This window comes from Azotobacter bryophylli, from assembly GCF_042643485.1.
In the GTDB taxonomy this organism is placed as follows: Bacteria; Pseudomonadota; Gammaproteobacteria; order Pseudomonadales; family Pseudomonadaceae; genus Azotobacter; species Azotobacter bryophylli.
Genome location: NZ_JBHRSJ010000034.1, coordinates 41,163 through 59,265, shown reverse-complemented (window position 1 = coordinate 59,265; position 18,103 = coordinate 41,163). Strand labels below are relative to the sequence as shown.

General features: G+C 66.6%; 16 protein-coding genes. 4 read left to right on the top strand and 12 right to left on the bottom strand.

Annotation, left to right across the window (positions count from 1 at the left end):
* Window positions 1-108 precede the first annotated feature (108 nt).
* Genes leuS through holA form a run of 3 tightly spaced genes read left to right on the top strand, consistent with a single transcriptional unit; the run spans window position 109 to window position 4,517 of the window.
* Complete coding sequence (leuS, locus tag ACFOJE_RS16215; protein WP_377816321.1) at window positions 109-2,772, top strand: leucine--tRNA ligase; 2,664 nt, start codon at window positions 109-111, stop codon at window positions 2,770-2,772.
* Window positions 2,773-2,826: 54 nt separating this feature from the next.
* Window positions 2,827-3,441, top strand: coding sequence for an LPS-assembly lipoprotein LptE (locus ACFOJE_RS16210; RefSeq protein WP_377815595.1), 615 nt, complete (start codon window positions 2,827-2,829; stop codon window positions 3,439-3,441).
* 35 nt (window positions 3,442-3,476) lie between these two features.
* Window positions 3,477-4,517, top strand: coding sequence for a DNA polymerase III subunit delta (gene holA / locus ACFOJE_RS16205; RefSeq protein WP_377815593.1), 1,041 nt, complete (start codon window positions 3,477-3,479; stop codon window positions 4,515-4,517).
* A gap of 91 nt (window positions 4,518-4,608) precedes the next feature.
* Here holA and ACFOJE_RS16200 read toward each other — a convergent pair whose 3' ends face one another.
* The 6 genes from ACFOJE_RS16200 to ACFOJE_RS16175 form a co-directional block, all read right to left on the bottom strand.
* Window positions 4,609-5,847 carry a TolC family protein gene (locus tag ACFOJE_RS16200; protein ID WP_377815591.1) on the bottom strand — a complete coding sequence of 413 codons (1,239 nt, stop codon included), beginning with the start codon at window positions 5,845-5,847 and terminating at the stop codon, window positions 4,609-4,611.
* The gene (locus ACFOJE_RS16195; protein WP_377815590.1) at window positions 5,844-6,146 is read right to left on the bottom strand and encodes a DUF3240 family protein; all 303 of its coding nucleotides are present in this window, start codon (window positions 6,144-6,146) and stop codon (window positions 5,844-5,846) included. The genes ACFOJE_RS16200 and ACFOJE_RS16195 overlap by 4 nt, the downstream gene beginning before the upstream one ends.
* The gene (locus tag ACFOJE_RS16190) at window positions 6,139-9,222 is read right to left on the bottom strand and encodes an efflux RND transporter permease subunit (RefSeq protein WP_377815588.1); all 3,084 of its coding nucleotides are present in this window, start codon (window positions 9,220-9,222) and stop codon (window positions 6,139-6,141) included. The genes ACFOJE_RS16195 and ACFOJE_RS16190 overlap by 8 nt, the downstream gene beginning before the upstream one ends.
* Window positions 9,223-10,203, bottom strand: a complete 981-nt coding sequence (locus ACFOJE_RS16185; RefSeq protein ID WP_377815586.1) for an efflux RND transporter periplasmic adaptor subunit — start codon at window positions 10,201-10,203, stop codon at window positions 9,223-9,225. It abuts the gene before it with no gap.
* A 242-nt stretch (window positions 10,204-10,445) separates the two neighbouring features.
* Window positions 10,446-10,622, bottom strand: coding sequence for a hypothetical protein (locus tag ACFOJE_RS16180; protein ID WP_377815584.1), 177 nt, complete (start codon window positions 10,620-10,622; stop codon window positions 10,446-10,448).
* 105 nt (window positions 10,623-10,727) lie between these two features.
* On the bottom strand, window positions 10,728-11,087 hold the full coding sequence (locus tag ACFOJE_RS16175; RefSeq protein WP_377815582.1) for a hypothetical protein: 360 nt from the start codon (window positions 11,085-11,087) through the stop codon (window positions 10,728-10,730).
* A 405-nt stretch (window positions 11,088-11,492) separates the two neighbouring features.
* Between ACFOJE_RS16175 and ACFOJE_RS16170 the strand changes: the two genes are divergently transcribed.
* Window positions 11,493-12,791, top strand: coding sequence for a lytic murein transglycosylase (locus ACFOJE_RS16170; protein ID WP_377815581.1), 1,299 nt, complete (start codon window positions 11,493-11,495; stop codon window positions 12,789-12,791).
* A 102-nt stretch (window positions 12,792-12,893) separates the two neighbouring features.
* On the opposite strand, the gene lipA is transcribed toward ACFOJE_RS16170, so the two are convergent.
* The 6 genes from lipA to mltB all read right to left on the bottom strand — a co-directional run bounded on the left by lipA (window position 12,894) and on the right by mltB (window position 18,100).
* Complete coding sequence (gene lipA / locus ACFOJE_RS16165) at window positions 12,894-13,871, bottom strand: lipoyl synthase (RefSeq protein WP_377815579.1); 978 nt, start codon at window positions 13,869-13,871, stop codon at window positions 12,894-12,896.
* Window positions 13,868-14,515: a lipoyl(octanoyl) transferase LipB gene (gene lipB, locus ACFOJE_RS16160; RefSeq protein ID WP_377815578.1), complete on the bottom strand. Its 648-nt coding sequence runs from the start codon at window positions 14,513-14,515 to the stop codon at window positions 13,868-13,870. Before lipB ends, lipA begins: the two co-directional genes overlap by 4 nt.
* A complete protein-coding gene (locus ACFOJE_RS16155) occupies window positions 14,515-14,793 on the bottom strand; it encodes a DUF493 domain-containing protein (protein WP_377815576.1) in 279 nt (92 codons plus the stop codon). Before ACFOJE_RS16155 ends, lipB begins: the two co-directional genes overlap by 1 nt.
* A gap of 67 nt (window positions 14,794-14,860) precedes the next feature.
* Complete coding sequence (locus ACFOJE_RS16150; RefSeq protein ID WP_377815574.1) at window positions 14,861-16,021, bottom strand: D-alanyl-D-alanine carboxypeptidase family protein; 1,161 nt, start codon at window positions 16,019-16,021, stop codon at window positions 14,861-14,863.
* A gap of 73 nt (window positions 16,022-16,094) precedes the next feature.
* On the bottom strand, window positions 16,095-17,075 hold the full coding sequence (locus ACFOJE_RS16145; protein ID WP_377815572.1) for a septal ring lytic transglycosylase RlpA family protein: 981 nt from the start codon (window positions 17,073-17,075) through the stop codon (window positions 16,095-16,097).
* Window positions 17,075-18,100, bottom strand: a complete 1,026-nt coding sequence (gene mltB, locus ACFOJE_RS16140; RefSeq protein WP_377815570.1) for a lytic murein transglycosylase B — start codon at window positions 18,098-18,100, stop codon at window positions 17,075-17,077. Before mltB ends, ACFOJE_RS16145 begins: the two co-directional genes overlap by 1 nt.
* Window positions 18,101-18,103: the final 3 nt, after the last annotated feature.

Below are 18,103 nucleotides of genomic sequence, written 5' to 3'. Positions count from 1 at the left end.
GACCAACGGCGGCAGGGCGCCAGTACGGATGACGGCGTTTCCCTCGACCGAATGCCGTCATGTATGCTACGCCGTTTTCTGAAGCCCTTTTTCCAGCGCCAGCAGACCATGCACGAACAGTATCAGCCACGCGAAACCGAAGCCGCCGCGCAGTCCCATTGGGAGGCGAACCAATCCTTTGAAGTGAGAGAGCAGCCGGGCAAGGACACCTTCTATTGCCTGTCGATGTTCCCCTACCCCAGCGGCAAGCTGCACATGGGCCACGTGCGCAACTACACCATCGGCGACGTGATCGCGCGCTACCAGCGCATGCAGGGCAAGAACGTGCTGCAGCCCATGGGCTGGGACGCCTTCGGCATGCCGGCGGAGAACGCCGCCATGAAGAACCAGGTGGCGCCGGCCAAGTGGACCTACGAGAACATCGCCTACATGAAGTCCCAGCTCAAGAGCCTGGGCCTGGCGATCGACTGGTCGCGCGAAGTCACCACCTGCAAGCCGGAGTACTACCGCTGGGAGCAGTGGCTGTTCACCAGGCTGTTCGAAAAGGGCGTCATCTACCGCAAGAACGGTACCGTGAACTGGGACCCGGTGGACCAGACCGTACTGGCCAACGAGCAGGTGATCGATGGCCGCGGCTGGCGCTCCGGTGCGCTGGTCGAGAAGCGCGAGATCCCGATGTACTACTTCCGCATCACCGCCTACGCGGAAGAGCTGCTCGCCGACCTCGACACCCTCGACGGCTGGCCCGAGCAGGTCAAGACCATGCAGCGCAACTGGATCGGCAAGAGCTTCGGTGCCGATATCGTCTTCGACTACGACGTCGCCAGCGTCGGTGAGGAAGGCCAGCTCAAGGTCTACTCGACCCGTCCGGACACCCTGATGGGCGCCACCTACGTCGCCGTCGCTGCCGAGCACCCGCTGGCCCAGCGCGCCGCTGCGACCAACCCGGCGCTCGCGGCCTTCATCGCCGAGTGCAAGGCCGGCTCCGTGGCCGAGGCCGACATGGCCACCATGGAGAAGAAGGGCATGGCCACCGGCCAGTTCGTCGTCCACCCGCTGACCGGCGACAAGCTGCCGGTGTTCGTCGCCAACTACGTGCTCTGGGGCTACGGCGAAGGCGCGGTGATGGCAGTGCCGGCCCACGACGAGCGCGACTTCGAATTCGCCAACAAGTACGGCCTGCCGATCAAAGCCGTCTACAAGCTGCAGAAGATGGGCGATAAGCCGTGGGATACCAAGCATCCCGTTGACTCTTTCGAGGAAGTGGATATCTCCGAATGGAAAGAGTGGTACGCATGGAAGAACGATCCAGCACTGATCACCATCAATAGCGGCAAATACAACGATCTGACCTACGAGGCCGCCTTCGACGCCATCGTCGCCGATCTGGAAAGCGCCGCCCATGGCGCGCGCAAGACCCAGTTCCGCCTGCGCGACTGGGGCATCAGCCGCCAGCGCTATTGGGGCTGCCCGATCCCGATCATCCACTGCGAGTCCTGCGGCGACGTGCCGGTGCCGGAGGATCAGTTGCCGGTGGTGCTGCCCGAGGACGTGGTGCCGGACGGCACCGGCAGCCCGCTGGCCAAGATGCCGGAATTCTACGAGTGCAGCTGCCCGAAGTGCGGCAAGCCCGCCAAGCGCGAAACCGACACCATGGACACCTTCGTCGAGTCGTCCTGGTACTACGCCCGCTACGCCTCGCCGCAGTACGACAAGGGCATGGTCGACCCGCAGGCCGCCAACCACTGGCTGCCGGTGGACCAGTACATCGGCGGCATCGAGCACGCCATCCTACACCTGCTCTACGCGCGCTTCTTCCACAAGCTGATGCGCGACGAGGGCCTGGTGTCCTGCGACGAGCCGTTCAAGAACCTGCTGACCCAGGGCATGGTGGTCGCCGAGACCTACTACCGCCACCTGGAGAACGGCGGCAAGGACTGGTTCAATCCAGCCGACGTGATCGTCGAGCGCGACGCCAAGGCCAAGGTCGTCGGCGCCAAGCTCAAGTCCGACGGCCTGCCGGTGGAGATCGGCGGCACTGAGAAGATGTCCAAGTCGAAGAACAACGGTGTCGATCCACAGGCGATGATCGACCAGTACGGCGCCGACACCTGCCGTCTGTTCATGATGTTCGCCTCGCCGCCGGACATGAGCCTGGAGTGGTCCGACGCCGGCGTCGAAGGCGCCAGCCGCTTCCTGCGCCGGGTCTGGCGTCTGGCCCATGCCCACGTCGGCGCCGGCCTGCCCGGCGCTCTGGACAAGGCCGCGCTGAGCGACGCACAGAAGGAAATCCGCCGCGCTATCCACCTGGCCATCAAGCAGGCCAGCCAGGATGTCGGCCAGCACCACAAGTTCAATACCGCCATCGCCGCGGTGATGACCCTGATGAACGTGCTGGAGAAGGCGCCGAGCGCCGGCGAACAGGACCGCGCCCTGCTCCAGGAAGGCCTGGAAGCGGTGGTCCTGCTGCTGGCGCCGATCACCCCGCACATCAGCCACGAACTCTGGCGTGAACTCGGCAAGAGCGGTGCCGTGATCGACGCCCCGTGGCCGGCGGTGGACGAATCCGCCCTGGTGCAGGACAACCTGACCCTGGTGGTGCAGGTCAACGGCAAGCTGCGTGGAGAAATCCAGGTGCCGGCCAGCGCTTCCCGCGAGGAAATCGAGGCCACCGCCCGGGGCAACGAGAACGTCCTGCGCTTCACCGAGGGTTTGGCCATCCGCAAGGTCATCGTGGTACCCGGCAAGCTGGTCAACATCGTCGCCAACTGACGCTCCGGCCCGGCGGCGCGAAGCCGGCCGGGCCCTCTCGAAGGGGAATGCAAGATGATCAAGAAGGGACTGCTGGTCCTCGGCCTGGCCAGTCTGCTCAGTGCCTGCGGCTTCCACCTGCGCGGCACCGGCCAGGGCGGCCAGTTCGCCATCAAGGAACTCGACCTGAGCGCACGCAACGCCTATGGCGAAACCGTCCGCCTGCTGCGCGAGCAGCTTGAGGCCAACCATGTGAAGATCCATGCCGGGGCACCCTACGAACTGGTCCTGGTCCGCGAGGGACAGCGGCAGCGCATCGCCAGCTACACCACCTCCGGACGCGGCTCCGAGTACGAGCTGATCAGCGAACTGCAGTACGAACTGCACGGCAAGCAGGACCTGCCGCTGACCGGCAGCACCGTGACGGCGCGCCGGGTCTACATGTACGACCAGAACAACATCACCGGCTCCAACCAGCAGGCCAAGCAACTGAGCGACGAGATGCGCAACGAGCTGGTCCAGCAGACCATGATGCGTCTGCAGCAGCTCACCCCGAGCAAGCTCGAGCAGCTGCAGCAGAAGGCCGAAGAACAGGCCCGCATCGAGGAGCAGCTCCAGGAGCAAGCCGACCGCCAGCAGAACGCGCCGCAGCAGTCGCCGATCGACCTGCTGAGACAGCAGCAGAAGTGACGTGATCGGGCCGTCTCGGCGGCCCGTCTTTCCCCATGAAGATATCCCCCGCACAACTCGCCAAGCAGCTCAAGGGCCCGCTGGCGCCCGTCTACGTGGTCAGCGGCGACGAACCGCTGCTCTGCCAGGAGGCCGCCGACGCCATCCGCAGCGCGGCGCGCGCCCAGGGTTTCGGCGAGCGCCAGGTGTTCAACGCCGATGCCAGCTTCGACTGGGGCCAATTGTACGAGGCTGGCGCCAGCCTCTCGCTATTCGCCGAGAAGCGTCTGCTGGAGCTGCGCCTTCCCTCCGGCAGGCCCGGCGACAAGGGAGCCGCGGCCATCCTCGAGTACCTGCAGCGCCCCGCCGAGGATACCGTCCTGCTGATCGACCTGCCCAAGCTCGACGCCAGCGGGCAGAAGAGCAAATGGGCCAAGGCCCTGCTCGACGGGCCGCAGGTGCAGTTCGTGCAGATCTGGCCGATCGACGCCCAGCAGTTGCCCCAGTGGATCCGCCAGCGCCTGGCCCAGGCCGGGCTTTCCGCCAGCCAGGAGGCGCTCGAGCTGATAGCCGCCCGCGTCGAGGGCAACCTGCTGGCCGCTGCCCAGGAGGTGGAGAAGCTCAAGCTCCTCGCCGAAGGCAATCAGCTCGACGTCGACACGGTGCAGGCGGCGGTCGCCGACAGCGCCCGCTTCGACGTCTTCGGCCTGATCGACTGCGCCCTCAGGGGCGAGGCCGCCCACGCCCTGCGCATGCTCGACGGCTTGCGCGGCGAAGGCGTGGAGACCCCGGTGATCCTCTGGGCGCTGGCCCGCGAGTTGCGCCTGCTCGCCAGCCTGGCCCTGCAGTACGGCCAGGGCGTGCCGCTGGAGCGGGCTTTCGCCCAGGCCCGTCCGCCGGTCTGGGAGAAACGCCGCCCGCTGCTCGCCAAGGCCCTGCAGCGGCACTCCTCCGCACCCTGGAACCAGCTGCTGCTGGAAGCCCAGCGGATCGACGCGCAGATCAAGGGCCAGGCCGAGGGCGATCCCTGGAACGGCCTCGGCCATCTGGCCCTGGCCATCGCCGGCCAGCGCCTCCCCCTCCCCCCGGAATCCTGATCCAAAGCGCAGCCGGCGCTGAAGCGACGACGAAAAAAAGCCCGGCGCGGGTCTCGGCAGACCCGGCCGGGCTCCGCAGAGCCGTGCTGCGTTAGTCGCTGTCCAGTCCCCAGATCAGTTGGGCGTCGGCCAGCAATCCGTAGTAGGCCTTGAGCGCCGCGACCTGTGCCTGCAGCGCGCTGCTCTGCGCCGCATTCGCCTGGCGACGGGAGATCAGCATAGCCTGCAGCTCCGCTTCGCCGAGAGCGTAGGCCCGCTGCATCAGCTTGGCGTTCTCCTGCATGGAAGCGGCGCCTTCCTTGGCGATCTGCATGCTCTCGTAGGAGCCCCGGGCCGTCGCCACGGCACCGGCGATCGCCGCCTCCAGCTGGCGCTTGGCGAGCTCCTCGTCCTGGCGGGAGACCTCGACGGCCGCCAGGGCCTTGGCGCTGTTCGCGCTGCGCAGGCCGGTGGGGATCGGCACGCTGAAGGTCAGGCCGAAGACTCGCTCGTGCCCGTTCTCCGAAGCCGAGTAGACGCCGAGGGTCGGGTCGGGGATCTTGTCCGCCCTCGCCCGGTCGGCCTGGGCCTGGGCGTTGCGCGTACGCGCCTGCATGACCTGCAGGGCGTGGCTTTCGCCGATGACACGCTGACGCCACAAGGAAGCCTCCTCCTTGATCGGCAGCGGCTCGGGTAGCGTCGCGCCACGGCGCTCCAGCCCGGGGAAACGGGTGGACAGCAGCGACCAGGTCGCGTCGGCCTGGGTCTTGGCGTCGTTCTCCAGTCGCCTCTGGTCGGCCAGTTCGGCGCGGGCGAGGCTCACGTCCAGCTGCGAGGCGTCGCCGGCGCGGGAACGCTTCTCCACCGCATCGAGATTGGCCTGGGCCGATTTCAGATTGCTTTTGGCCAGCTCGTGGCCACGCTCCGCCGCCAGCCAATCCACCCAGAGGACGATTAGTTCACGGGACGACTGGATCAGCGCCGCACCGTAGGCAGCGAAGGACTCGTCGACGGTGGCCTTGCCGATCCTGCGGTCGGCAGCGGCCTTGTTCGGCAGGCGGATGCCCTTCTGCAGGTTGGCGTTCCATTCCGAGTAGGTCTTGTCGGCGTTGTACAGGTGCCGCTGGTTCAACTGGCCGCTGATGTTCCATTCGTGGGGCGAGCGCTCGAGGATGCCGGCCTGCTGCCGGGCCACCTCCAGTCCGGCCCGGGCAGAAGCGACGCCCGGATCCTGCTCGAGGAGCGGGCGGGCCACCTCGATCGGCAGAAGCCCGGGCGGGCTCAGCGGCTCCACGGCCTGGACGGTTCCCGAAGCGATCAGCAGACCGATCAGGAGCTTTCGAAACTTCATAGGATCACTCCCGAATCGACGACCGGCATGGTCCAGTAACGGATGCCCACGCCGGAGAATTGCTGTCGCAACGTTTCGAGCAGTGCGGTCTGCTCGTCCGCGGTGATGAGCGCGCGAACCTCGGTGGTCCGCGTCCAGCCCAGCACCTGCTCCTTCTCGTCCATGTACTCCTGGGACATGCCGTGCGCGGACCGGGCGGTACTGGAGAAGACCCGCGCGTTGGGCATCAGGAGCAGCAGATCGATCAGCTTCTCCTCGACCTCGGGCGGGCATAGCAATGTCAGGCAAAGTTCAGACATGGGAAGCCTCCTGTTTCGGGAAGGCGAAACGCTGGTACAGGATCGGCAGCAGCATCAGGGTCAGCGCCGTGGCGGTGATCAGGCCGCCGGTCACGACGATGGCCAGCGGCCGCTGGATTTCCGAGCCGGGTCCGCTGGCGAACAGCAGCGGGATCAGACCGAACGCCGTGATCGAGGCGGTCATCAGCACCGGCCGCAGGCGGCGCTTGGCGCCATGGGCGACCACCTGGTCGATCGGCAGACCCTCGCCATGCAGCTGGTTGAAGTAGCTGACCAGCATCACGCCGTTCAGCACCGCGATGCCCAGCAGGGCGATGAAGCCCACCGAGGCCGGTACCGACAGGTATTCCCCGGTGACCCACAGGGCGACGATGCCGCCGACCAGGGCAAAGGGGATGTTGCTGAGGATCAGCAGGGTCTGGCGTACCGAGCCGAAGGTGGCGAACAGCAGCACGAAGATCAGTCCCAGCGAGATCGGCACCACGACGCTCAGACGCGCCGCGGCGCGCTGCTGGTTCTCGAACTGCCCTCCCCAGGTGAGCTGGTAGCCGGTGGCCAGGGGCAGCTTCTGCGCGACGAGCGCCTTGGCCTCCTCGACGAAGCCCACCAGGTCGCGGCCGCTGACGCTGGCGATGACCACGCTGTAGCGGTTGCCCATTTCCCGGTCGATCTTCACCGGCCCCTCCGCCCGCTCCAGACGGGCGACGCTAGACAGGGGAACGGTGTTGCCGTCCCGAGTGGTAATCCGCAGCGACTCGAACTCGACCGGCGACAGGCGTATTCCGTCGGCGCCGCGCAGCACGATCGGCGTGCGGCGGTTGCCCTCGATCACCACCCCGGCCCGCTGCCCTTCGATCTGGGCTCGCAGCGCGTCCTGGATCTCCTCGACGTTCAGGCCGAGCCGGCCGGCCTGCAGGCGGTCGATGGCGACCCGCAGGTACTGCATGCCGTCGTTCTGCACGGTGTATACGTCCTGGTTGCCGGGAACCGTCTTCAGCAGCTCGACGATCAGCCGCGCGTACTCGTTGAGCTGGGCGAGGTCGGGTCCGAAGATCTTGATCGCCAGGTCGCCGCGCACGCCGATGACCATTTCCGACACACGCATCTCGATGGGCTGGGTGAAGCTGTATTCGATGCCGGGTATCGGATCGAGCACCTTGCGTAACTCCTCCATCAGTTCGTCCTTGGTTTCCATCCGCCACTCCTCGCGCGGCTTCAGCAGCAGGAAGGTGTCGGTCTGGTTCAGGCCCATGGGGTCGAGACCGATGTCGTCCGAGCCGGCGCGGGCGACGACGCCGCGCACCTCCGGAACCGCCGACATGATCGCCTTGTGGATCTTCAGGTCGAGCGCGGCGCTTTCCTCCAGGCTGATCGACGGGAGCTTCTCGATGCCGACGATCAGGTCACCCTCGTCCATGCCCGGCATGAAGGTCTTGCCGACCTGGGTGTAGATCACCCCGGCGGCCAGCAGCATCACCGCCGCGCCGACGATGACAAAGCGCTGGCGACTGAGGCCCCAGGCGAGGATCGGCTCGTAGAATTCCAGCAGCTTGCGCGGCAGCCAGGGCTCCTCGTGCTTCACCTTGCCCAACAGGAAGGACGCCAGGACGGGAATGATCGTCAGCGACAGCAGCAGCGCACCGCCCAGGGCGAACACGATGGTCAGCGCCACCGGGGCGAAGTACTTGCCCTCCAGCCCCTGCAGGGTGAGCAGCGGCAGGAACACCGTGATGATGATCAGCATGCCCGAGGTGATCGGCACCGAGACCTCGCGCACCGCACGGTAGATGATGTGCAGCCGCGGCAGCTTGCCGCCCGAGTGGTCGGTGGCCAGGTGCTGGACGACGTTCTCCACCACCACCACGGCGGCGTCGACCAGCATGCCGATGGCGATGGCCAAGCCGCCCAGGCTCATCAGGTTGGCCGACATGCCGAAGACGCGCATGAGGATGAAGGTGATCAGCGCCGCCAGGGGCAGCACCAGGGCGACCGTCAGGGCCGCACGCAGATCGCCGAGGAACAGCACCAGGAGCACGACCACCAGAACGGTCGCTTCCATCAGCGCCGAGGACACCGTGCCCACGGCCTTGGTCACCAGCGTCGAGCGGTCGTAGAAGCTGTTGATCTCCACGCCCTTGGGCAGGGTCGGCTGCAGCTCGGCGAGCTTCTTGCGCACGCCCTCGACCACCTGTTGCGCGTTGGCGCCGGCCAGGCCCAACACCAGGCCTTCGACCGCCTCGCCCTGGCCGCTGTGGGTCACCACGCCGTTGCGGGTTATCGAGCCGATCTTGACCTCGGCCAGGCTGCCGACGCGCACCGGCGCGCCGTCCTTGCTCGTGACCACGATCTCGCGCAGGTCATCCAGGGTGTTGATGCTGCCCTCGCTGCGGACCAGCAGCACCTCGTCGCCCTCCCCGAGCCGGCCGGCGCCGTCGTTGCGGTTGTTGACGAGGATCGCATCCTTGAGCTGGGTCACGGTCACGCCGCTGGCGATCATCTTGAGCTGATCGGGCACCACCTCGAAGGCGCGGACCTCGCCGCCCAGCGCGTTCACGTCGGCGACCCCCGGCACGGTGCGCAGCGCCGGGCGGATGACCCAGTCCAGCAGGCTGCGCCGCTCGGCCAGGGACATCCCCTCGCCGTCGACGGTGAACATGAACATTTCGCCCAGCGGGGTGGTGATCGGCGCCATCCCGCCGACGATGCCGGGGGGCAGGTTGCCGACCAGCCCCCCGAGGCGCTCGCTGACCTGCTGGCGCGCCCAGTAGATGTCGGTGCCGTCCTCGAAGTTGATGGTCACGTCGACCAGGCCGTACTTGTTCACCGAACGCAGGAGCGTGGTTTTCGGCAGGCCGAGCATTTCCACCTCGATCGGCACGGCGATACGGCTTTCGACCTCCTCCGGCGTCATGCCGGGAGCCTTCATGATGATCTTGACCTGGGTGCCCGACACGTCCGGGAAGGCGTCGATGGGCAACCCGCTGTAGGCATACCAGCCAGCGGCGGTGATGAACAGCGTCGCCATCAGCATGAACAGGCGCTGCGCCAGGGCGAACTGGATGAGACGAGCCAGCATTTATTGGCTCTCCTTGGCATTGAGCCAGGCGCCCTTGAGCGCCACCACGCTGGATACGGCGATCTGCTCGCCGGTCTTGAGTTCGCCCTGCACGCGCACCAGTTGCCCGGCCCGGGCGGCGACCGTCACCGGCCGGGCCTCGAAACCGTCGGCGGTGCGAACGAACACGTAGGCCTGGTCGCCGTCGTGGGCCACCGCGGCGAGCGGCACGTCCCATCCTTCCTGCGTAGCGGCGACGGGCAGCTCGACCGTCACGAACTCGCCGGGGCGGATCTGCCCGCTCTTGCCGTCGATGGCGGCGCGCAGCAGAACCGTCTGGCTGTTGGCCGAAACGGTCGGGCTGATGCTCAGGATCTCGGCCTGCGTCTCGTGCCCGGCCACGGTGGCCATCACCTTGGTTCCGGCCCGCCAGTTGGCACGCTCGGTGACCGGGAGCTGGATGTCGAGCCAGAGCACATCGGTCTGCGCGACGTTCAGTAAGGCGGTCATGTTGTCGACCCGCTGACCGGGCTTGACCGCCACCGCGGTGACGATGCCGTTCTGCGATGAGGTCAGGGTGATGCTGTCCTGCGGCGTGCCCGAGGCGGCGACGCGGGCGACGGTCTCGGCCGGCATGCCGCTCAGACGCAGGGCCGCCTTGGCCTGCTGCAGCGCCGCCTCGGCCTCCTTCAGGGCGGCCTGAGCCTCCTGCACCCGGCGCTGGGCAATGATGCCTTCGCTGTAGAGGGCCTGCTCGCGCTGCGAGGCCTGCCGGGCGAGCGTGGCGCGGGCGCCGGCCTGCAGCAGTTGCAGTTGCAGCTGGCCAAGCTCAGGGCTGGCGATGCGGATCAGGGGCGTGCCCGGGCGCACGATCTCGTTCTGCAGCACCAGCAGCTGCGCGACCAGGCCGGACACCGGCGAGCTGACCACCTGCTCGGCCTGGGTCGGCACGACCACCTGCGCCGGGAAGCTCGACTTGATCGAACCCGTCTGCCCCTGCAAGGGAGCGGTCTGGATGCCGAGGGCTTGGATCTGACTCTCGGGAACCGCGAATCGGCCAAGTTGATCGGCGGCCTGAACCGTAAGCGCAAGCGTGCACATCACGGCCAGGGACCATGCGCTCAACGGAAAGCGGGGACGGCTTTTCTTCATAAATAACCTCGAATGACGCCAGGCGTCGCAAGAATCGTCATGGCCATGTCGTGCCAGCGACATGGCGGAATAGGCCTGTGGAGCGCCGCGTGCTACGCGCCGAGAACCTTCATGCGGCCACCGACTGATCGCAGGCGGGCACGGTCGGGACTCTCCGCGAGCGGCCCGACGTAGCGGGCGACGATGCGCGGACGGAAACAGGCAGCGGCAACGCGGGCGAAGGCGTCGTCCGGGGTGAAACGGGCAGCGGCGGTAACAGGCCAAGCCAAGGGAAATGCCACGCCACAAGCGGCATGGGCCGCAGGTCGAAAGCGCATGAAATGACTCCGAGCGTATTCAGAAACGTGAAAGCTGGCCATAGGCCAGTCCAAGAGTCACGCTGGAATCGGAGGGCGATAAGGGGCTTGGCGGGGAGAGGAAGGCGGAGACTCCACTTCGCCCAGGATCTTCACCCTGGCGGCGGGAGCTGCCGGCACGACCAGAAAGGCCGGAAGGGTGGCCAATGAAGCGCCACCGGAATGGGCGATATGCAGCAGTGCATCGAGGAGGCGGGAGCCGTTGTCATCCTGCTGCACCGACGACGTCTGCTCGTAGGCGATACCGTTCGAGTGCTCGACCTCGATGTGGAAGTCACCCAGGGTCACCAGAACGGGATTCATCAGCAAAGCCACGGCCAGCACCAGTGCGATGACGCACGGGAACGACGACAGGCGATGGTGACGAAGACCGGACATGTCTTTGGGTGTATCCGTTGTTCAATGGGCCGATTCGGATTGCCATCGGTACCGGTCGGACCGGCCGGGCAATCGGAGCGAACGAGAGCGGAGGACGCCGGAAGGGGCTTGCTTCATCCCCGAACTGCGTGCTTCAAGTGCCTCCCGATGTCGGACCAGCCATGCAGGCTATCCGAGACGAGCGTAACAGTAATTGAGCCATCACCCTGACGCAAGTCAAACGAACTTGCCGCAAGCTTCGGGCACGGCAGAGGATTCGGGCGCGGGACGATGCCGTGGAGAACATCCGGCTGCATGCCTTGGCCGAAACAGCTGAAGCGCCTGCCTTCCGGCGCCCCGTGCAGGCAAGAAGCGCCCAAGCGTGCTAAGGTCGCGCCTTGAATCGCACCACGTCGAGATGTATCGATGCTTCGTACTCCGGTCCCCGGCCCGATCCTCCGCCAACTGATCGCCAGCAGCACCCTGCTTCTGCTGACAGCCTGCGCCGATACGCCCGCCTCCGCCGGCGCCCCGGAACCAGCCGCCGCTCCGGTTCCGCCCGTATCGACGACGCCCGCTGCAGCGCTCGAATCCATCGCCCCGCGCCAGGACTTCGGCGCCTGGGCCGCTCAGTTCCGCCAGGAAGCCCTGGCGGCCGGCATCCAGCCGCGGGTATTCGACGCCGCCTTCGCCGGCATCAGCCCCGATCCCGCAGTGATCGCCGCCGATCGCAGCCAGCCGGAATTCACCCGCCCGGTCTGGGAGTACCTGGAGGGCGCCCTGTCCGAGCAGCGCGTACGCACCGGCCTGGCCAACCTGAATCGACATGCCGACACGCTGCGTACCATCGAGAGCCGCTACGGCGTCGACCGTCAGGCGTTGGTGGCGATCTGGGGCATGGAAAGCAATTTCGGCCGGGTCATGGGCGACAAGTCGGTGATCCGCTCGCTCGCCACCCTGGCCTACGAAGGCCGCCGCCCGCAGTTCGCCCAAGATCAGTTGCTGGCGGCGCTGCGTATCCTGCAGAGCGGCGATGTCAGCCCGCCCCGGATGATCGGCTCCTGGGCCGGGGCCATGGGACAGACCCAGTTCATCCCGACCACCTACCACCAGCATGCAGTGGATTTCGACGGCGACGGCCGCCGCGACATCTGGGATTCGGCCCCCGACGCCCTGGCCTCGACCGCGAACTATCTGCAGTCCTCCGGTTGGCGTCTGGGCCAGCCCTGGGGCTTCGAGGTGCGCCTGCCGAAGGGCTTCGACTACGCCCAGGCCGACATGGGACTGCGCAAGTCGTTGCGCGAATGGCGCCAGTTGGGTGTAGCCATCCCCGGCGACAGCACTGCGCACGACGAGGAAACGGCCAGCCTGCTGCTGCCCGCCGGCCACCGCGGTCCGGCTTTCCTGGTGCTGGACAACTTCCGCAGCATTCTCAAGTACAACAACTCCACTTCCTATGCACTGGCCATCGGCCTGCTCTCGGAGCGCTTCCAGAACCGTGGCCGCATCCTCGGCGACTGGCCACGCGACGACCGGCCGCTGAGCCGCAGCGAGCGGATCGAACTGCAAACACTGCTGGCCGGCAACGGTTTCGATCCCGGCAGTGCCGACGGCATCATCGGCGCCAACACGCGCCAGGCGGTGCGAAGCCTCCAGCAGCGGCTCGGCTGGCCGGCCGACGGCTATCCGACCCACCAGTTGCTGCAGAAACTCAAGGGCGAGTGAGTCGGCGCGGGCAGCCCGCAAAGGCGACCCCGAGCTCATCACTGCCGACAGAACGAAAAAGGGCGACCCGCGGGTCGCCCTTTTTCCATGGTTTGAGACCGCTCAGCTGATCTTCTCGCCGTGCGCCTGCTGGTCGGCATGGTAGGAAGAACGCACCAGCGGACCGGAAGCGACGTTCTTGAAGCCCATTTTCTGGCCTTCCTCGGCGAACCAGGCGAAGGTGTCCGGATGCACGAAGCGCTGCACCGGCAGGTGGCTACGCGAAGGCTGCAGGTACTGGCCGAGGGTGAGCATGTCGATGTCGTGCTCACGCATGCGCTGCATGGTCTCGATCACCTCCTCGTCGGTCTCGCCGAGGCCGAGCATCAGCCCCGACTTGGTCGGCACGCCCGGAACGCGCTCCTTGAACTTCTGCAGCAGGTCCAGCGACCACTCGAAGTCGGAGCCCGGACGCGAGGACTTGTACAGCCGTGGCACGGTTTCCAGGTTGTGGTTGAAGACGTCCGGCGGCTCGGTCGCAGTGATCTCGAGAGCGATGTCCATGCGTCCGCGGTAATCCGGCACCAGGGTCTCCAGCTGGACGCCCGGGGACAGCTTGCGGATCTCGCGCAGGCAGTCGGCGAAGTGCTGGGCGCCGCCATCGCGCAGGTCGTCGCGATCCACCGAGGTGATCACCACGTACTTCAGGCGCAGGTCGGCGATGGCCGCAGCGAGGTTCTTTGGCTCGTCCGGGTCCAGCGCGTTGGGCCGACCGTGGCCGACGTCGCAGAACGGACAGCGACGGGTGCAGATGTCGCCCATGATCATGAAGGTGGCGGTACCGCCGGAGAAGCACTCGCCCAGGTTCGGGCAGGAGGCTTCCTCGCAGACGCTGTGCAGCTTGTGCTGACGCAGCAGCTGCTTGATCCGCTCGATCTCCGGGGTGACCGGCACGCGCACGCGTATCCAGTCCGGCTTGCGCGGCAGCTCCTCGGTGGGAAGGATCTTCACCGGGATCCGCGCGACCTTCTCGGCGCCACGCAGCTTGACCCCGGTTTCCACCTTGCCCGGGCCCTTGCCCGCGGTTTCCATCGTGCTCATATGTTCTCGATTCCGCCCGTCAGGGTCTTCGATTCATCGTAACCCAGGCGCATCACGAGCTGCGCACGCAGGCGACTGGTCACTTCGGCAATTTCGATCGGCCCGCTGGCCAGATCCTTCAGTTGGGTCATGACCATGCCGGCGTAACCGCAGGGGTTGATGCGCCGGAACGGCTCGAGTTCCATGTCGACGTTCAGCGCCAGGCCATGGAAGGAGCAACCGTTGCGGATGCGCAGGCCCAGCGAGGCGATCTTCATGTCCCGCACGTAGACGCCAGGCGCGTCCGGCTTGGCGTAGGCCTCGACCTCGTAGCTGGCGAGCAGCCCGATCAGGCTGTCCTCGATGCGGCTGACCAGCTCGCGCACGCCGATGCCCAGACGCCGCACATCCAGCAGCAGGTAGCCGACCAGTTGCCCTGGGCCGTGGTAGGTCACCTGACCGCCGCGATCCACCTGGACCACGGGGATGTCGCCGGGGAACAGCACGTGCTCGGCCTTGCCGGCCTGGCCTTGGGTGAAGACCGGCGGATGCTGCAGCAGCCATATCTCGTCGGCGGTCTGCGCGGTGCGCTGGTCGGTGAAGCGCTGCATCGCCTGCCAGGCAGGCTCGTAGGGGATCAGGCCGAGCTCGCGCACGCCGACCATCAGAGCACCATGTGCACGCGGCCGGTGGCGCGCAGGTCGATGTGGATGGCCTGCAACTGCTCGACGCCGGTGGCGGTGATCAGCACCTGGACGGACAGGAAGCGGCCGTTGCGGCTGTCGCGCACCACCAGGGAGGAACTGTCGAGGTCGGGCGCATGGCGCTGGATCACCTCGACGACCAGGTCGGGGAAGCCTTCGCCGGCATCGCCGATCACCTTGATCGGGTAGCGCTCGCAGGGAAACTCGATTTTCGGGGCTTGTACGTCGGTATCGGTCATGGCAGCGGCGGGCCCGCAGCCCGCGGAGACGGCCGTCCATCCGGGATGGACGGCGGTCGGCAATGGATCAGTGGAACAAACCGTAGATGAACAGTCGGATGCTATCCCATATGCGACGGAACAGGCCACCCTCCTCGACGGTATCCAGGGCGATGAGATCGGCGGTCTGCAGAACCTGTTCGCCCGACTTGACCTCGACCTTGCCGATCACGTCGCCCTGCTTGATCGGGGCGATCAGCTGCGGCTGCAGGCTGATGCTGGTGGTCAGCTGCTTGAGCTGGCCGCGCGGCGCGGTCATGCTCAGGTCCTTGGCCAGGCCGGCGCGAATCTCGCGGCTGCTGCCCTTCCATACCGGAGCCTTGGCCAGTTCGGTGTCCTTGTTGAAGAAGGTCTGGGTCTCGAAGAAGCGGAAGCCGTAGGTCAGCAGCTTCTGGGTCTCGGCGGCGCGGGCCTGCTCGCTGTTGGTACCGAACACCACGGCGATCAGCCGCTGGCCCTCGCGCACGGCGGAAGCCACCAGGCAGTAGCCGGCCTCATCGGTGTGGCCGGTCTTCAGACCGTCGACGGTCTTGTCGCGCCACAGCAGCAGGTTGCGGTTGGGCTGCTTGATGTTGTTCCAGAAGAACTCCTTCTGGGCGTAGATGGCGTAGTGGGCGGGATCGTCGTAGATGATCGCGCGGGCCAGCTTGGCCATGTCGTGGGCCGAGGAGTAGTGCTCCGGATTCGGCAGGCCGGTGGCGTTCATGAAGTGCGAATTGCTCATGCCGAGGCGCTGAGCGGTGGTGTTCATCATGTCGGCGAAGGCGTCTTCGCTGCCGGCGATGTGCTCGGCCAGCGCTACGCTGGCGTCGTTGCCGGACTGGATGATGATGCCGTGCAGCAGATCGCCGACGCTCACCTGGGTGCCGACCTGGATGAACATCCGCGAACCACCGGTCCGCCAGGCGTGCTCGCTGACGGTGACCATATCGCTTTCCTTGATCTGTTCGCGCTTGATCTCCTGAGTCGCGATGTAAGCCGTCATCAGCTTGGTCAGACTGGCCGGCGGCAGGCGCTGATCGCCGTTGTTCTCGATCAGCACCTGGCCGCTGGCCGCGTCCATCAGCAGATAGGAGGTGGCGGCCAGTTGCGGCGGGGCGGGAACGGCCTGGGTCGCAGCCCATGCTGCCGGCGTGCAGATCATCAGCAGGGCAAGGAACAAACGGTGCGCTAAGCGGGTGGTTTTCATCGTATCTCGAGTGGTTTGCTAGTCGAATATTCCCTTGCGGGGCTGTTGGATGTCGTAAGAGTCGGCTGGGCGCTCAGTCGGGCTTGACCAGGGTCGGTTGCCCCAACCTGGCCAGCCTCACGCTGTTCTGCAGCTGTTGGGCCTCGCTCTGGCTGCCGATCGGCCCGAGGCGAACACGATGCAGTATCTGCTGGCCGCGGACCACCGAGCTGATGAACACCGGGGCACCGCTGAGCGTGCCCAGCTTGGCCTTGAGCAGCTCCGCGGCATCCGGGTTGGCGAAGGCGCCCACCTGCAGATAGATGCCCTGGGTGGACTGTTCGCCAGCGCCCGCATCGGCCACTTCCAGCGGCAGCACCGCTGCCGCATGCTGCCGGGGCGGCGGCGAGTACTGCTCGACCGGTTGCGACACCGGGCGAGCGGCTGGCTCGGCCTCGGCCATCTGCGGCTTCGCCAGCACCATCGGCGCCGACTGCCCCCGCTCGGCCCACCAGCGTTTGGGGTCGATGCCTTCCACCCGGACCCGAGCAGTACCGATCTCGGCATAGCCGAGTTTCTTCGCCGCAGCGAAGGACAGGTCGATGACGCGATCGGAATAGAACGGGCCGCGGTCGTTGACCCGCAGGATCACGCTGCGGTTGTTGTCCAGGTTGGTCACCCGTACGTAGCAGGGCAGCGGCAGGGTCTTGTGCGCTGCGGTCATGCCGTAGAGGTCGTAGGCCTCGCCGTTGGCCGTGGCCTGGCCATGGAACTTGGTGCCGTACCAGGAAGCGGTGCCGGTCGCCTTGTAGTTGCCGGCATCGTTCATCGGGTAGTAGGTCGTCCCCAGCACGGTGTAGGGATTGGCCTTGACCGGGCCGTAGTGGGGCGTCGGCACGGCATCAGGAATCTTCGACACGTCGACGTCCCACCAAGGCGCGCCATCCTTGTGCGGGCGCATGTACTGGTCCGAACCGGAGGACAATCCGCCCGACGACGGATGGTGGCTGGAACAGCTGGCCAGCAGCATGGCCAGCCCCCCGAGCGCGGTCAGTCGGACACTCGATTTTCGCATCAGGGCTTGCTCCGTGCCTGAGCCAGCAGGTCGGACAACTGATAGACCGCCATGGCGTACATGGCGCTACGGTTGTAGCGGGTGATCACGTAGAAGTTGGGCAGGCCCAGCCAGTACTCGTCGCCCTCCGCGCCTTCGAGGCGGAAGGCGGTCACCGGCATGGCATCGTCCAGGACATCCCGGGTCTTCCAGCCGAGGCTGCGCAGCTCGCCCAAGCTCTTCTGCGGATCCAGCCCCTCGCTCAGGCCCTGCTGGGCCTGGGTGCCCTGGAGCTCGGCGCGGCTGACCACCGGCTGGCCGGCAGCCCAGCCATGCCGCTTGAAATAGCTGGCGACGCTGCCGATGGCATCGGTCGGATTCTTCCAGATGTCGATGTGGCCATCGTGATCGAAGTCCACCGCGAAGGAGCGGAAGCTGCTCGGCATGAACTGCGGCAGGCCCATGGCGCCGGCGTAGGAGCCGGTCACGCTGAGCGGGTCGACCTGCTCCTCGCGGGCCAGCAGGAGGAACTCCCGGAGCTCCTTGCGGAAGAAGGGCGCCCGCGGCGGGTAGTCGAAGCCGAGCGTGGAGAGCGCGTCGATCACCCGGTAGTTGCCGGTATTGCGGCCGTAGAAGGTCTCCACGCCAATGATCGCCACGATCACCTGCGCCGGCACTCCGTACTCCTGCTCCGCACGGGCCAGGGCGGCCTCGTGCTGGCGCCAGAAATCCACGCCGCGGGCGACCCGGGCGTCGGTGATGAAGATCGGCCGGTATTCCTTCCACGGCTTGACCCGCTCCGCCGGGCGCGAGATGGCGTCGAGAATCGACTGCTTGCGCTCGGCCTCCTGGAACAGACTGACCAACTGTTCGCTGGCGAATCCGTAATCCCGGGTCAGTTCGGCGATGAATTCGTCGACCTGGGGCGAGCCGGCGTAGTCGCCCGCCCGCACCGTTCCGGCCTGCAGCGCACCGACAAAGCCGAGAATTGCCGCCAGGCCCGTCGTAGACAGCATTCGCGCCGCCCAGCCACACCGTATCTGCATCGA